This window comes from Sphingomonas rubra, from assembly GCF_900115745.1.
In the GTDB taxonomy this organism is placed as follows: Bacteria; Pseudomonadota; Alphaproteobacteria; order Sphingomonadales; family Sphingomonadaceae; genus Sphingomonas; species Sphingomonas rubra.
Genome location: NZ_FOXP01000011.1, coordinates 141,580 through 154,956, shown reverse-complemented (window position 1 = coordinate 154,956; position 13,377 = coordinate 141,580). Strand labels below are relative to the sequence as shown.

Here is a 13,377-nt window from a genome sequence, read left to right as displayed (position 1 = left end):
GGTCGCCGGGTGCCCGTAGAAGGCGGGAGGGCGGCCGGCGGGCCGCCCTTTTCCGTTGAAGGAGTAGCTCCCGTGACCATCACCCCGCTCATGCCCGTCTATCCGCGTTGCGGCGTGCGGCCGGTGCGAGGGGAGGGGGTGTATCTCTACGGCGAGGACGGGACGCAGTATCTCGATTTCGCCGCGGGCATCGCGGTCAACGCGCTGGGGCATGGCCACCCGGCGCTGACCAAGGCCATCGCCGATCAGGCGGCGACGCTGATGCACGTGTCGAACCTCTACGGCTCCCCGCAGGGCGAGGCGCTGGCGCAGCGGCTGGTCGACCTCACCTTCGCCGATACGGTGTTCTTCACCAACTCGGGCGCCGAGGCGGTGGAGTGCGCGATCAAGACCGCGCGCCGCTATCACCATGCCAACGGCAACCCGGAGCGGCACACGCTCATCACCTTCAAGAACGCTTTCCACGGCCGCACCCTGGGCGCGATCTCGGCGACCGACCAGGCCAAGATGCGCGACGGGTTCGAGCCGCTGCTGCCCGGCTTCGCCTACGCGCAGTTCAACGATCTGGAAGGCGCGCTGGCGCTGATCGACGCGAACACCGCCGGCTTCCTGGTCGAGCCGATCCAGGGCGAGGGCGGCCTCGCCACCGCCACGCCCGAGTTCCTGCAAGGCTTGCGCAAGGCGTGCGACGAGCACGGCCTGCTGCTGGTGCTCGACGAGGTGCAGGCGGGCTACGGCCGCACCGGCAAGTTCTTCGCGCACGAGCATTACGGCATCGTGCCGGACGTCATGGCGGTCGCGAAGGGCATCGGCGGCGGCTTCCCGCTCGGCGCGTGCCTCGCGACCGAGGAAGCGGCCAAGGGCATGGTGATCGGCACCCACGGGTCGACCTATGGCGGCAACCCGCTGGCGATGGCGGCGGGGCAGGCGGTGCTCGACGTGATTCAGGGTGAGGGGTTCCTCGATCACGTGACCACGATGGGCGATCGGCTGCGCGCGTCGCTCGAACAGATGATCCCCAACCACGACCACCTGTTCCAGGAAGTCCGCGGCAAGGGGCTGATGCTCGGGCTGAAGCTGAAGACCGACAGCCGCCGCTTCGTCGCCTTCCTGCGCGACGAGCACCAGTTGCTGACCGTGTCGGCCGGCGACAACGTCGTGCGCGTGCTGCCGCCGCTGGTGATCGACGAGAGCCACGTCGCCGAGTTCACGCAGAAACTGTCCGATGCCGCCCGCGTCTACGTGCCGGCGAGCGACGATTGACGACGTAAGATCCTCCCCGTTCACGGGGAGGGGACCATGCGAAGCATGGTGGAGGGGGATCGCCGCGGACGGTGTACCCGGTGGATAACCCCCACCACCACCGGCTTCGCCGACGGTCCCCCTCCCCTTGCAGGGGAGGACTGAGACGATGCGCCATTTCCTAAACCTCACCGACGCCGGGGCACACGGGATCGCCGCGATGCTCGCCGACGCGCACGACCGCAAGGCCGCTCGCGCCGGCTTCCCCAAGGGTCGCGCCGACGCCGATGCGCCGCTCGCGGGCCACGCGCTGGCGATGGTGTTCGAGAAGAACTCCACCCGCACCCGCGTGTCGTTCGACATGGCGATCCGCCAGCTCGGCGGCTCCTCGATCGTGCTCGACGCCGGCACGATGCAGCTCGGCCGCGGCGAGAGCGTCGCGGATACCGCGCGCATCCTATCGGGCTATGCCGACGCGATCATGATCCGCACCGACGATCACGCCAAGCTGGAGGAAATGGCGCATCACGCCACCGTCCCCGTCATCAACGGCCTAACCGACGCCTCGCACCCGTGCCAGATCATGGCCGACCTGCTCACAATCGTGGAGGCCGGCAAGGCGCTGCCCGGCCTCAAGGTCGCGTGGCTGGGCGACGGCAACAACGTCCTCGCCTCGATCGTCGAGGCCGCGGGGCTGATGCACTTCGACGTCGTCGCCGCCTGCCCGCCGGGGTTCGCGCCGGAGGAAGAGGCGATCGTCGCCGCCTCCGGTCGCGCCCGCGTCGTCGCCGACCCGCGCGAGGCGGCGGAGGGCGCCGACATCGTCGTCACCGACACCTGGATCTCGATGGGGCAGGCCCATGCCGACGCGAAGCTCGCCGCGCTCGGCCCCTATCAGGTGACCCCCGACCTGATGGCGCTGGCCAAGCCCGACGCCAAGTTCCTCCACTGCCTGCCCGCGCACCGCGGCGAGGAAGTGACGGCGGACGTGATCGACGGACCGCAGTCGCTGATCTGGGCGGAGGCGGAGAACCGGCTGCACGCGCAGAAGAGCGTGCTGCGCTGGTGTTTCGGCCAGATCGGTTAGCGCGCAGCCGACACGGGGGTGATGGTTGATCGGAACCACCCCCACCACCACATCCGTCCCGTCGGCACCGGCCGGCATCTCCCTCGATGGACCGCACCCTCGCGGCACGAGATCCCGGCCGTCGCCGGGGTGACGGACAGGATTCGATGAACGACACCATCCCCGACCTAGACCGCGCGCTCGGCTTCACCATCCCCGCGCGCCACGCCCGCGGCCGCGTCGTGCGGCTCGGCGCGGCGCTGGAGAGCGTGCTCGCCGCCCACAGTTACCCGCCCGCGATCGAGGCGCTGCTCGCCGAGGCGCTGACCCTCGCCGCGCTGGTCGGCTCGACCCTGAAGGACGAGGGCGGCCAGCTGACCATGCAGACGCGGACGGAAGCGGGCGTGATCCGCCTCCTCGTCTGCGACTATCGCGGTGGCGAGGTGCGCGGCTATATCGAGTACGACGCCGACCGCCTCGCCGAGATGCCGGAGCAGCCGTCGTTGTTCGCGCTGTTCGGCCAGGGGTATCTGGCGATCACTTTCGACCTCGCCACCTCCGGCGAGCGCTACCAGGGCATCGTCCCGCTCGACGGCGACACGCTGGCGCAGGCGGTGGAGAGCTATTTCGTCCAGTCGGAGCAGATCCCCTCGCTGGTCCGCTTCGGCATGCGCCGCGGTGCCGACGGGCGGCTCGCCGCGGGCGGCCTCCTCCTCCAGCACCTGCCCGAGGGCGAGGTCGGGCGCGAGCGGCTGCACACCCGGCTCGACCATCCCGAATGGGAGCACGTCGCCGCGCTGGGGCAAACCACCGGCGCCGACGAGCTCGCCGACCCGGCCTTGCCGCTGGAGACCCTGGTCTGGCGGCTGTTCAACGAGGAGGACGAGGTGCGCGTCCTCGCCTCGACGCCGATGTCGCGCGGCTGCCGCTGCACGCCCGAGCATATCCTGTCGGTGCTGTCGAAGTTCCCCGTCGAGGAACGCCGCGAGATGGCGGACGAGGCCGGCATCATCTCGGTCGACTGCGCCTTCTGCGCGACCAAGTTCCCGGTCGGTGCGGAGGATCTGGTGCCGGTGCGGTAGCTATTGCCGCTGTCCTGTCCTTTAAAAACAACGTCACCCCGGCCTCGTGCCGGGGTCCAGGATCAAGCAGCGCCGCACTCCGCAACTCTGGATGCCGGGACGAGCCCGGCATGACGAGCGAGGCTGGCGAGCATTGGCGCCAAACCGCCCGCACGGACGAAGCGTTGTATCGCGCCAACACCCGCCTCGTTAACCGGCTCTTCACCCCTCCCTGCCACAAGGATCGGGACAGCAGGCTCCGGCATGCTCTCTCCCTCGATAAAGCCTTACGGGGCCGCGACACTGTTGCGGCCCTTTCTTTTTGCGTCGGACAGGCGTAGCGCGCGCCGGATCATGACAGATCAACCTCTTGCGGTCGCGCTCGTCTCGGGCGGCCTCGACTCGATGGTGTCCGCCGCCTCCGCCGTCGAGGCGGGATATCGCCTGCTCGCCTTGTCGGTCGACTACAACCAGCGCCACCGGATCGAGCTCGCCGCCGCCGCGCGTGTCGCGGAGACGCTCGGCGCCGAGCGTCACATCGTCCTGCCGCTCGACCTGTCGGCGTTCGGCGGATCGGCGCTGACCGCCGATATCGCCGTGCCCAAGGACGGGGTGCAGCCCGGCATTCCCGTCACCTACGTGCCCGCGCGCAACACCATCTTCCTGTCGCTCGCGCTCGGCTGGGCGGAGGCGGCGGGCGCGCGCGACCTCTATATCGGCGTCAACGCGCTCGATTATTCCGGCTATCCCGATTGCCGGCCCGAGTTCGTCGCCGGCTTCGAGCATCTGGCCGAACTCGCCACCAAGGCGGGCGCGGAGGGCGAGCGGTTCCGCATCCGCGCGCCGCTCCAGCACATGACCAAGGCCGACATCGTCCGCGAGGGCACGCGCCTCGGCCTCGATCTCGGCATCAGCTGGTCCTGCTACGATCCGGTGATGCAGGGCGACGACGCGCTGCACTGCGGCGCCTGCGACAGCTGCCGTCTGCGCGCGCTGGGCTTCGAGGAAGCGGGCATCGCCGACCCGACCCGATACGCGTGACCTACGCCGTCAAGGAGATGTTCCTGACCCTGCAGGGGGAGGGGGTGAACGCCGGCGCGCGCGCGGTGTTCGTGCGCTTCGCCGGCTGCAACCTGTGGTCGGGGCGCGAGCAGGATCGCGCCACCGCGGTGTGCCGCTTCTGCGATACCGATTTCGTCGGCACCGACGGCCTGGGCGGCGGCAAGTTCGCCGACGCGGCGGCGCTGGTCGCGGCGGTGGAGGGTTTCTGGGGCGAGGGGCGGGACCGCCGCTTCGTCGTGCTGACTGGCGGCGAGCCGATGCTCCAGGTCGACGACGCGCTGGTCGACGAACTCCACGCCGCCGGCTTCCGCATCGCGATCGAGAGCAACGGCACGCTGCCTGTCCATCCGCTGATCGACTGGGTGTGCATCAGCCCCAAGGCGGGCAGCGACGTCGTCCAGCGCCGGGGCGACGAGCTGAAGCTGGTCTGGCCGCAAGTGGGGATCGACCCGGTCGCGCTGGAAGGCTGGAACTTCACCCATCACCTCCTCCAGCCGCTCGACGACGCGCGCGCCGACGCCAACCGCGAGGCCTGCGTCGCCACCGTCCTGGAACGCCCGCGCTGGCGGCTGTCGCTCCAGACGCACAAGCTGCTCGGGCTGAGGTAACGCTTCCTGCCCGCCGCCCCATGGCTTGAGCGGGAGGGGGATAACGAGCGATTGACCGACCACCGTTCGCCCTGAGCGACGTCGAAGGGCAGGCCACGAGCGAGCCGGTCCTAACCCGTGCCTCAACTTCGCCCAGCACGAACGGGTCTGGGTGATGCCATCCCGTTCTACAGCATGATGACATCAGTTTAACCCGTTCGTGCTGAACGAAGTCGAAGCACAGGCCCGAGGCAATGCGCTGGTAACCTGCCCTTCGACTTCGCTCAGGGCGAACGGTAGTGGATCAATCCATCGTCAACCGACTCTTGAGGGTCCAGATCACGATGCTGGGGCCTTCGACTGCGCTCAGGCCGAACGGAAGGCATTCGGGCACGACGCACCAACAGGCCCTCCGTCACCCCGGACCTGATCCGGGGTCCATGGTTCCGCGAGCACACGGACGGCGGCTCCTGCGGTGAGATGGACCCCGGATCAAGTCCGGGGTGACGAAGGGGGGGACCTGTTTGCCCCAGGCTCCCACATCGCCTGCGCCCCGAATGCCGGAACGAGCCCGGCATCGCGAAGGAAAGGCGCCGCTCCTTACTGCGCCGACGCGACCTTCGCCGTCACCGCCGCGGCGGCCGGTGCCGGGATCAGCGCGACCGGCGGCCAGTTGGGCGTGCCGCACTTCTTGATCTGCCACTCGCCCTTCTTGTTCCAGCAGATCGGGTCCATCCGCGGCACATTGGCGTTCTCGTAGGTCAGGCCGCGCGGCGCGAACCGCTCGTCCCCGTACGGCTTCAGGCTGTTGCGCAGCTCGCGCATCCGCGTGCTCGCGAGCGTCGCCAGGCTGCCGCGCGGCTGGAACAGCGCGTCGCGGCCGATCGCGTTGGCGGTCTGGCAGAAGCCGAACTGCGACACCACCGTCGCGAAGCTGGAATAGGTGCGCGTGCCGAACTGGTCGAGCGCGTTCTGCGCCTCGCGCGGCGTCTTGTTGGTGCGCTTGAAATACTTGCCCAGCGTGTCCCACGCCTTCTTCAACTCGTCGCGATGATCGAGCAGGATGGCGTTGTAGTTGCCGACCGTCAGCAGCGTCGGCTCGAACTGGCATTGCAGCGCCGCGACGTTGAGCGCGGAGCGCAGCGTCCACACCAGGCCCGCCTGCATTTCCTCCGGCGTCGCGCCGGGCAGCGGCTGGGTGATCCCCGGCTCGTCGCCGCGCACCGCCTCGCCGGCATAGCTGTGGCTCTGGTAATAGAATTGCGCGGCGGCGGGCGTCGCCGTCGCCCCGGCGGCCAACGCCGCCGCCACTGTCGCCAGCGCCCCTGCGCGAACCCGACCCCTCATCACCCTTGCACTCCCAACACCCTGCTTGTGCGCGGGAATCTACCGCATTTCGGCGATCGCGACAGCAGGAATTAACCGTGATCGCCGGTCAGTCGTGGCGCCGACGCGATCAACCGCCGGTCGCAGCCGGAACGATCCCGTCCGTCGCACGTGGCGATGCACCAGGCCCGCAACGACAAAGGGCCGCCCGGTCGCCCGGACGGCCCTTCGCATGGTGAATTCCCGTAAGGGGAATTACATCATGTTGTTGGTCATGGTCATGTCGTTCGACATCATGGTGTCGTTCGCCATCATGGTGTCGTTGGCCATCATGCCACCGTTCATGCTGCCGTCGACGGCGGTCATGTTGTCGGTCATGGTGTCCATGCCCTCGGTGGTGTTCATGTCGGTGACCATGGTGTTGTCGGTCGTGGTCTCGGTCTTCGGACCGCAGGCCGACACGGCCAGCGCGGCGCCGGCGATCATCGAGCCGGTCAGAACCTTGGAAAAGATCGAACGCATGTGGAAGCTCCCTAGATAGAGGATTTGGCGGGCTATCGATCGCCCTTTTAAGCCCAAATCGACGTGGACGTGTAAACGCTAACCCGCGCGCCCTCAAGTCTCGTTTTGCGACGGGCAAGAAAGAGTTTGCAGGAACGCCGGCGCGCACGACGCCAGCGCCTCGTCGAACGTCGCCATGTCCGTCGGCCTTCCCAGCGCGGCGAGGCTGGTGACCGGGTGGTCGGGCAGCCCGCACGGCACGATGCCGCCGAAATGCGACAGGTCCGGCGCGACGTTGACGGAGAAGCCGTGCAGCGTCACCCAGCGCCGCACCCGCACCCCGATCGCGCCCACCTTGGCCTCGCGACCGGCCGCGTCCAGCGTCCAGATGCCGACCCGCCCCGGCGCCCGGAACGCCTCTACACCGAGGCGGCCGAGCGCGGCGATCACCCATCCCTCCACCGCGTGGACGAAGCAGCGCACGTCGCGCCCGCGCGCGTTGAGGTCGAGCACCAGATAGCCGACCCGCTGCCCCGGACCGTGATAGGTGTATTTGCCGCCGCGCCCGGCCGACACGACCGGGAAGCGCGGATCGACCAGGTCGGCAGGGTCGGCGCTGGTCCCCGCGGTGTAGACCGGCGGATGCTCCAGCAGCCAGATCAGCTCGTGCGCGTGCGACCCCGCCACCGCCGCCGCGCGCGCCTCCATCTCGGCCAGCGCCGCCGGATAGGGGGTCAGGCCGGGCGAGACGCGCCACTCGGGCGGGGGAAGAAGCGGCGATGTCACCCGCGGCATCTGGCCGCGCGCGCCCGCTCATGCAAGATAGCGCCCGGCAAGGGTCGACAACGGGGAACGACGGACATGGTGAGCGTGGGACAGGTGTGGGACCGCACGGTGGACGTGCTGCGCGGGCGGACGGCGATCATCGCGCCGATCGCGGCGCTGGCGATCTTCCTGCCCAGCGTCGTCAACGCCGCGCTCGCCAGCTACGGCCCGCGCGCCGTACCCGCTGCCGGCTTGCTGGTCCTGGCGGTGGCGCTCGCCGTGGTCGTCGCCACCGTGTGGGGAACGCTGGCGATCATCGCCGTCGCCACCGACCCCGCGACCACCCGCGCCGACGCGCAGGCGCAGGCCAGCGCGCGCGTGCTGCCCGCGATCGGCATCGTCGTGGCATTGGGCGTGGCGCTGTCGCTCGCCTTCGTGCCGATCTTCGTGGCGCTGGTCCGGGGCGGCGTGAACGTCACCCTGCCCAGCACGGCGGTCAAGCTGTCCGGCGGCGCGGCGACGTTCGTGACGCTGTACACGCTGGTGCTGATCGTCGCGGGTCTGTGGCTGTCGGCGCGGCTGATGCTGCTCAACCCCGTGATCCTGAACGAGCGGCTCGGCCTGCGCTCGGTGCTGCGCTCGGTGGAGCTGACGCGCGGGCTCACCTGGCGGCTGATCGGCGTGCTGGTCCTGTTCGCCCTGGTCGTGCTGGTGCCGACGCTGGCGGCGCGATCGGTGGTCGGCCTCGTCGTGCGGCTGCTGCTCGGCGCGGACGGCATCCCCACCGCCGCGTTCCTGGCGGGCGTCGCCGCCGCGGCGGTCAGCACCGTCTTCTCGGCCGTCGCCGCGGTGTTCCAGGCGCAGCTCTACGTCGCGGCGCGCGCCGCCCGCGATCCGCTCTGATCCAGCAGCGGCACCTGCGGCGCGGCGTCGCGCGGCAGGATGCCGGCGATCCGCGGGTCGGCGAAGGTCTCGATCGTCCGCCCGGTCGCGACGAAGCCGTGCCGCCGGTAGAAGCCGAGCGCCGCCGGATGGTCGAGCGTGCAGGTGTTGACGTCGACCCGCGCCACCCCCGGCCGCCACGCCCGCGCCAGCGTCTCCGCCATCATCCACCCGCCGATCCCACGCCCCGCCAGCTCCGGCACCAGCCCGAAATAGGCGAGCGTGCACGCCACACCGCCCCGGAAATCCAACTCCACCATCCCCACTTCCACGCCCGCGCGGTCGACCGCGGCATGGACCTCGACCAGCGGATCGCCGACGATCGCCGTCAGCCCCGCATCGTCGAGCACCAGTCGCGAGAACCACAGCCACGGCCCGCCGACGCGCGCGAACAGCGCCCGGTAGCGCGCCGGCGACGGCGCCGCCCACCGCTCCAGCCTGAGCGGCGAGGGGGGCAGGGGCCTCGGTCGCGGCCGCTCGTACAGGGAGAGCGAGGTCACCACCGTCGCCAACTGCCCCGGCTCGACCGGGATCAGGGCCACCCGATCACTCCCACGTGGCGACCGGCGGCAGGCTCATCAGGATCGCGTCGATGTTGCCGCCCGTCTTCAGGCCGAACAGCGTGCCCCGGTCGTACACCAGGTTGAACTCGGCATAGCGTCCGCGCCACGCCCGCATCGCCGCCACGTCGGCCTCGGTGAAGCCATCGTCCATCCGCCGCCGCACGATCGCCGGATAGATGGCCAGGAACGCTTCTCCCACGTCGCGCACGAAGGCGAAGTCCGCGTCGAACCCGCCCTCCAGATGATCGAAGAAGATGCCGCCGGCGCCGCGATGCACCTGCCGGTGCGGGATGTAGAAATACTCGTCCGCCCATTCCTTGAAGCGGGGGTAATAGGTCGCGTCGTGCGCGTCGCACGCCGCCTTCATCGCGGCGTGGAAGTCGGCCGTATCGCCCTCCACCGGCAGCGGTGGGTTGAGATCGGCGCCGCCGCCGAACCATTGCGTCGTGGTGCGCAGGAAGCGGCAGTTCATGTGCACCGCGGGCGCGTGCGGGTTGGCCATGTGCGCGACCAGGCTGATGCCAGTGGCGAAGAAGCGCGGATCGTCCCCCGCCCCGCGAATCGACCGCGCGAAATCCCCCTCGAACGTGCCGCCGACGGTGGAGACGTTGACGCCCACCTTCTCGAACACGCGCCCCTTCATCACGCCGCGCACGCCGCCGCCGCCGGGCTCGCCGGACGGATCGACGCGGTCCCACGGCGCATAGGTGAACGCCGCATCCGACCCCGCCTCGCGCTCGATCGCCTCGAAGCTCGTGCAGATGCGCGTGCGGAGCGCTTCGAACCACGCGCGGGCGGCGGCTTGCTGGTCATCCATCTCGATCATCGCGCCGCTCTAGCAAGCAACGGCGCAACGGGGGAGGGCGAAGCGGCGCCGGCGAAACTTGCCGGCCGAGCGGCGCGTTCCGTAGCGTCCCTCTCGCGGTTCCAGGAGTTGCTCATGATCGACGTTCGCCTGCCGGTTTCGCTCGGCGCCGTGGCGTTGCTCGCCGCCTGCACTTCCCCGCCGCAGGGCAACGATGCCGCTGCCGCGGCATCCCCTCGGCCGTCGTCGGGATCGACGAACCCGGTCGTCGAGAAGGCCTCGTTGTCGCCGAAACCGGTCGCCGGCTTTCCCGACATCTCGATTCCCGAGGTCGGCGGGATCGATGCCGCCGCCGCCTCCCGGATCAATGCCGCGCTCGCCACCGTCCGCGATCAGGCCGCCGTGTCCGCCAGGGAGTGCAGTCAGATCGCCGAGGGCAGACCCTTCTCGTACGGATATGCGGCGCAGCCGACCTATAACGACAAGGGCGTCCTCAGCCTGCGGATCACCGGCGAGGCCGGTTGCGGCGGCGCACGCGGCACCATGCTGACGGCCGCGCATACCTTTGATCTTTCGTCGGGCGCGGAGATCGACGTGGTCGAGGCGAGCGGCCGTACCCCCGCCGCCCTCGCCACGCTGGCCGCGCAGGAATATGAGGGTGGGGCCGACTGCAAGACCTTCGTGGCCGGCGATGGCGCGACGCTCGCCTCCGCCTTCGTCACGCCGCGCGGTGTCGGCGTGAACTATTCGGTGGATGCCGGTGCGGCCGAAGGTTGCACCGCCGAACCCGGCCTCGCCTCTTGGACGGCGCTGGCGACCGGCGGCAAGCTGAAGGAGCCGCTCGCGACTCTCGCCCGATCCTGACGCGGGACCATCCGCACCGGGGCCTATCGACGAACGTCTGCTGACGGGCGAACGCGGGTTCCGCGGCAAAGGACCGAGAGCCGCGCGGCGTCCATCACGTCCTCACCTGCCGCAGCGCCTCCGCCAGCGCAATCCCGCCCGTCACCGCCACGTTGAGCGAGCGCATGCCCGGCTGCATCGGGATTACCACGCGCACGTCGGCGCGCGCGTGGACATGGGCCGGCACGCCCGCGCCCTCCGCGCCGAGCAGCAATACGTCCTCGGCGCGGAAGGCGGTATCCCATAGCGGTACGGCGCCCGTGGTGGTCAGCAGCACGATCCGGCCCGAGACCTGCGCCTCGAACGCCGCCCAGTCGCGGTGGCGGGTGACGACGGCACGTTCGGCATAGTCCATCCCCGCCCGCGCCATCGCCCGATCGCCGAAGGGAAAGCCCAGCGGTTCGATCAGGTCGAGCCCCGCGCCCAAGCAGGCGGCGGTGCGGATCAGCGTGCCGACGTTGCCGGCGATGTCGGGTTGGTGGAGGGCGAGGCGCATGACACCCGGTAACGCAGGTCTGCGCCGGCCCAAAATGCTGTTGGCAAAGCGCGCCCGCGGCGGCTAGGAGGCCGAGAGGGGTTGCCGTGTGGACGGCCACGAGCCCCAATGGGCTCGCGTCACGTCGGGCCCGTGACCAGGATCAAGGGCCCGCACGCGAATGGCGATTGTCAACGACCAGCTTCCTCCCGGTGAAGACCCGGCCCTGCTGACCGAAGAGGTGCATGACCCGCGCCGTCGCGACTTCATCAACATCGCCGCCGTGTCCTTCGCGGGCGTCGGCGCGGTCGCGATCGTGCTGCCGCTCATCAATCAGATGAATCCCTCGGCCGACGTACTGGCGCAGTCGACCACCGAGCTCGATGTGTCCAAGATCGCGCCCGGCCAGGCGATCAAGTCTTCCTTCCGCAAGCAGCCGCTGTTCGTGCGCAACCTGACGCCGGCCGAGATCGCGGAGGCGAACGCCGTTCCCCTCAGCGAGCTGCGTGACCCGCAGACGCTGGCCGAGCGGACCAAGGCGGGCAAGGAGAACTGGCTCATCACGCTGGGCGTCTGCACCCATCTCGGCTGCGTGCCGCTGGGCGCGGGCGAGGGCGAGAACAAGGGGCCGTTCGGCGGCTATTTCTGTCCGTGCCACGGGTCGGCGTACGATACCGCGGCGCGCATCCGCCAGGGACCGGCGCCGACCAACCTCCAGGTGCCCGAATACGCTTTCACCAACGACACGACCGTGCTGGTCGGCTGAGGACGAACCCATGAGCTTTCCCTGGGCCAAGCAGTACGAGCCGAAGCAGCCGCTGATGCGCTGGCTCGATGAGAAGCTGCCGTTGCCGCGTCTCGTCTACAACGCGGTCGGCGCGGGCTATCCGGTGCCGCGCAACCTCAATTATTTCTGGAATTTCGGCGTCCTCGCCGGGCTCGCGCTGACGTTGCAGATCGTCACCGGCATCGTGCTGGCGATGCATTACGCCGCCAATGCCGGCGTTGCGTTCGAATCGGTCGAGCAGATCATGCGCGACGTCAACGCGGGCTGGTTCCTGCGCTACGCGCACGCCAACGGCGCGTCGATGTTCCTGCTGGTCGTCTACATCCACATCGCCCGCGGCCTTTATTACGGGTCGTACAAGGCGCCGCGCGAGATGGTGTGGCTCTTGGGCGTCGTCATCTTCCTGCTGATGATGGCCACCGCCTTCATGGGCTACGTCCTGCCCTGGGGTCAGATGAGCTTCTGGGGGGCGCAGGTCATCACCGGCTTCTTCTCGGCCATTCCGCTGGTCGGTGAGAGCATCCGCATCTGGCTGCTCGGCGGCTACGCGCCGGACAATGCCGCGCTCAACCGCTTCTTCTCGCTCCACTATCTGCTGCCGTTCGTGACGGCGGGCGTCATCATCCTGCACATCTGGGCGTTGCACATCCCCGGCTCGAACAACCCGACCGGCGTCGACGTGAAGGGCGAGCAGGACACGGTGCCGTTCCATCCCTATTACACTGCTAAGGACGGCTTCGGCGTCGGCGTGTTCATGCTGGTATTCGCGGCGCTGATCTTCTTCTCGCCCAACCTGCTCGGCCACCCGGACAATTATATCGAGGCGAACCCGCTCTCCACGCCCGCGCACATCGTGCCGGAATGGTACTTCCTGCCCTTCTACGCGATCCTGAAGAGCTTCACCGCCGACTTCATCATCCCGGCGAAGCTGTGGGGCGTGCTGGCGATGTTCGGCTCGATCCTGCTGCTGTTCTTCCTGCCCTGGCTCGATTCGTCGCCGGTGCGCTCGGCCAACTACCGGCCCAAGTACCGCGCCTTCCTGATCGTGCTGCTCTTCGACGTGCTGCTGCTGGGCTATGTCGGCGGGGCGGAGGCGAACGCGCGCAACGTGATACTCGGGCAGATCGCCTCGGCCTATTATTTCGCGCACTTCCTCATCATCCTGCCGATGGTGGCGCGCTCCGAGCGTCCCCGCCCGCTGCCCAACTCGATCACCGAAGCGGTGCTGGAGAAGCACGGCGGCACGAGCCCGGCCAAGACGGCGCTGGCCTGAGACGAACCGAACAGGGACG

Annotated in this window: 15 protein-coding genes; 9 read left to right on the top strand and 6 right to left on the bottom strand. The window is 69.4% G+C overall.

Annotated features, from left to right (window positions below):
- Positions 1-72: 72 nt before the first annotated feature.
- The 5 genes from BM145_RS14045 (at position 73) to queE (ending at position 5,039) form a co-directional block, all read left to right on the top strand.
- On the top strand, positions 73-1,263 hold the full coding sequence (locus BM145_RS14045; protein WP_093334284.1) for an aspartate aminotransferase family protein: 1,191 nt from the start codon (positions 73-75) through the stop codon (positions 1,261-1,263).
- Positions 1,264-1,411: 148 nt separating this feature from the next.
- Complete coding sequence (argF, locus tag BM145_RS14040) at positions 1,412-2,329, top strand: ornithine carbamoyltransferase (RefSeq protein WP_093334283.1); 918 nt, start codon at positions 1,412-1,414, stop codon at positions 2,327-2,329.
- A 146-nt stretch (positions 2,330-2,475) separates the two neighbouring features.
- Positions 2,476-3,390, top strand: coding sequence for an Hsp33 family molecular chaperone HslO (gene hslO, locus BM145_RS14035; RefSeq protein WP_093334282.1), 915 nt, complete (start codon positions 2,476-2,478; stop codon positions 3,388-3,390).
- Positions 3,391-3,723: 333 nt separating this feature from the next.
- Positions 3,724-4,410, top strand: coding sequence for a 7-cyano-7-deazaguanine synthase QueC (queC, locus tag BM145_RS14030; RefSeq protein ID WP_093334281.1), 687 nt, complete (start codon positions 3,724-3,726; stop codon positions 4,408-4,410).
- Complete coding sequence (gene queE, locus BM145_RS14025; protein WP_093334280.1) at positions 4,407-5,039, top strand: 7-carboxy-7-deazaguanine synthase; 633 nt, start codon at positions 4,407-4,409, stop codon at positions 5,037-5,039. The genes queC and queE overlap by 4 nt, the downstream gene beginning before the upstream one ends.
- Positions 5,040-5,618: 579 nt before the next feature.
- Here the strand turns inward: queE and BM145_RS14020 are convergent.
- The 3 genes from BM145_RS14020 to lipB form a co-directional block, all read right to left on the bottom strand.
- The gene (locus BM145_RS14020; protein WP_245739356.1) at positions 5,619-6,365 is read right to left on the bottom strand and encodes a hypothetical protein; all 747 of its coding nucleotides are present in this window, start codon (positions 6,363-6,365) and stop codon (positions 5,619-5,621) included.
- A 234-nt stretch (positions 6,366-6,599) separates the two neighbouring features.
- The gene (locus BM145_RS14015; RefSeq protein WP_093334279.1) at positions 6,600-6,866 is read right to left on the bottom strand and encodes a hypothetical protein; all 267 of its coding nucleotides are present in this window, start codon (positions 6,864-6,866) and stop codon (positions 6,600-6,602) included.
- A 93-nt stretch (positions 6,867-6,959) separates the two neighbouring features.
- Positions 6,960-7,631: a lipoyl(octanoyl) transferase LipB gene (gene lipB / locus BM145_RS14010; protein ID WP_245739354.1), complete on the bottom strand. Its 672-nt coding sequence runs from the start codon at positions 7,629-7,631 to the stop codon at positions 6,960-6,962.
- Between the two features lie 75 nt (positions 7,632-7,706).
- Between lipB and BM145_RS14005 the strand changes: the two genes are divergently transcribed.
- A complete protein-coding gene (locus BM145_RS14005) occupies positions 7,707-8,513 on the top strand; it encodes a hypothetical protein (protein ID WP_093334277.1) in 807 nt (268 codons plus the stop codon).
- Here the strand turns inward: BM145_RS14005 and BM145_RS14000 are convergent.
- Both BM145_RS14000 and hemF read right to left on the bottom strand, forming a co-directional pair.
- Positions 8,477-9,094, bottom strand: a complete 618-nt coding sequence (locus BM145_RS14000; protein ID WP_093334276.1) for a GNAT family N-acetyltransferase — start codon at positions 9,092-9,094, stop codon at positions 8,477-8,479. The genes BM145_RS14005 and BM145_RS14000 overlap by 37 nt on opposite strands.
- A 4-nt stretch (positions 9,095-9,098) precedes the next feature.
- Complete coding sequence (hemF, locus tag BM145_RS13995; RefSeq protein ID WP_093334275.1) at positions 9,099-9,941, bottom strand: oxygen-dependent coproporphyrinogen oxidase; 843 nt, start codon at positions 9,939-9,941, stop codon at positions 9,099-9,101.
- A gap of 114 nt (positions 9,942-10,055) precedes the next feature.
- Here hemF and BM145_RS13990 point away from each other — a divergent pair, with 114 nt between their 5' ends.
- Complete coding sequence (locus BM145_RS13990) at positions 10,056-10,784, top strand: hypothetical protein (protein ID WP_093334274.1); 729 nt, start codon at positions 10,056-10,058, stop codon at positions 10,782-10,784.
- Positions 10,785-10,878: 94 nt separating this feature from the next.
- On the opposite strand, the gene BM145_RS13985 is transcribed toward BM145_RS13990, so the two are convergent.
- The gene (locus BM145_RS13985; protein WP_093334273.1) at positions 10,879-11,319 is read right to left on the bottom strand and encodes a tRNA (cytidine(34)-2'-O)-methyltransferase; all 441 of its coding nucleotides are present in this window, start codon (positions 11,317-11,319) and stop codon (positions 10,879-10,881) included.
- Between the two features lie 160 nt (positions 11,320-11,479).
- Between BM145_RS13985 and petA the strand changes: the two genes are divergently transcribed.
- Both petA and BM145_RS13975 read left to right on the top strand, forming a co-directional pair.
- Positions 11,480-12,064, top strand: a complete 585-nt coding sequence (gene petA / locus BM145_RS13980) for a ubiquinol-cytochrome c reductase iron-sulfur subunit (RefSeq protein WP_093334272.1) — start codon at positions 11,480-11,482, stop codon at positions 12,062-12,064.
- 10 nt (positions 12,065-12,074) lie between these two features.
- Positions 12,075-13,358, top strand: coding sequence for a cytochrome b (locus BM145_RS13975; protein ID WP_093334271.1), 1,284 nt, complete (start codon positions 12,075-12,077; stop codon positions 13,356-13,358).
- Positions 13,359-13,377 lie beyond the last annotated feature (19 nt).

Excerpts from the sequence above, each read along its gene's own strand:
- BM145_RS14020 (WP_245739356.1), bottom strand. The coding sequence starts at position 6,365 with ATGAGGGGTCGGGTTCGCGCAGGGGCGCTGGCGACAGTGGCGGCGGCG.
- BM145_RS13985 (WP_093334273.1), bottom strand. The coding sequence starts at position 11,319 with ATGCGCCTCGCCCTCCACCAACCCGACATCGCCGGCAACGTCGGCACG.
- hslO (WP_093334282.1), top strand. The coding sequence starts at position 2,476 with ATGAACGACACCATCCCCGACCTAGACCGCGCGCTCGGCTTCACCATC.
- BM145_RS13975 (WP_093334271.1), top strand. The coding sequence starts at position 12,075 with ATGAGCTTTCCCTGGGCCAAGCAGTACGAGCCGAAGCAGCCGCTGATG.
- BM145_RS14015 (WP_093334279.1), bottom strand. The coding sequence starts at position 6,866 with ATGCGTTCGATCTTTTCCAAGGTTCTGACCGGCTCGATGATCGCCGGC.
- queC (WP_093334281.1), top strand. The coding sequence starts at position 3,724 with ATGACAGATCAACCTCTTGCGGTCGCGCTCGTCTCGGGCGGCCTCGAC.
- hemF (WP_093334275.1), bottom strand. The coding sequence starts at position 9,941 with ATGATCGAGATGGATGACCAGCAAGCCGCCGCCCGCGCGTGGTTCGAA.
- argF (WP_093334283.1), top strand. The coding sequence starts at position 1,412 with ATGCGCCATTTCCTAAACCTCACCGACGCCGGGGCACACGGGATCGCC.
- BM145_RS14005 (WP_093334277.1), top strand. The coding sequence starts at position 7,707 with ATGGTGAGCGTGGGACAGGTGTGGGACCGCACGGTGGACGTGCTGCGC.
- petA (WP_093334272.1), top strand. The coding sequence starts at position 11,480 with ATGGCGATTGTCAACGACCAGCTTCCTCCCGGTGAAGACCCGGCCCTG.
- BM145_RS13990 (WP_093334274.1), top strand. The coding sequence starts at position 10,056 with ATGATCGACGTTCGCCTGCCGGTTTCGCTCGGCGCCGTGGCGTTGCTC.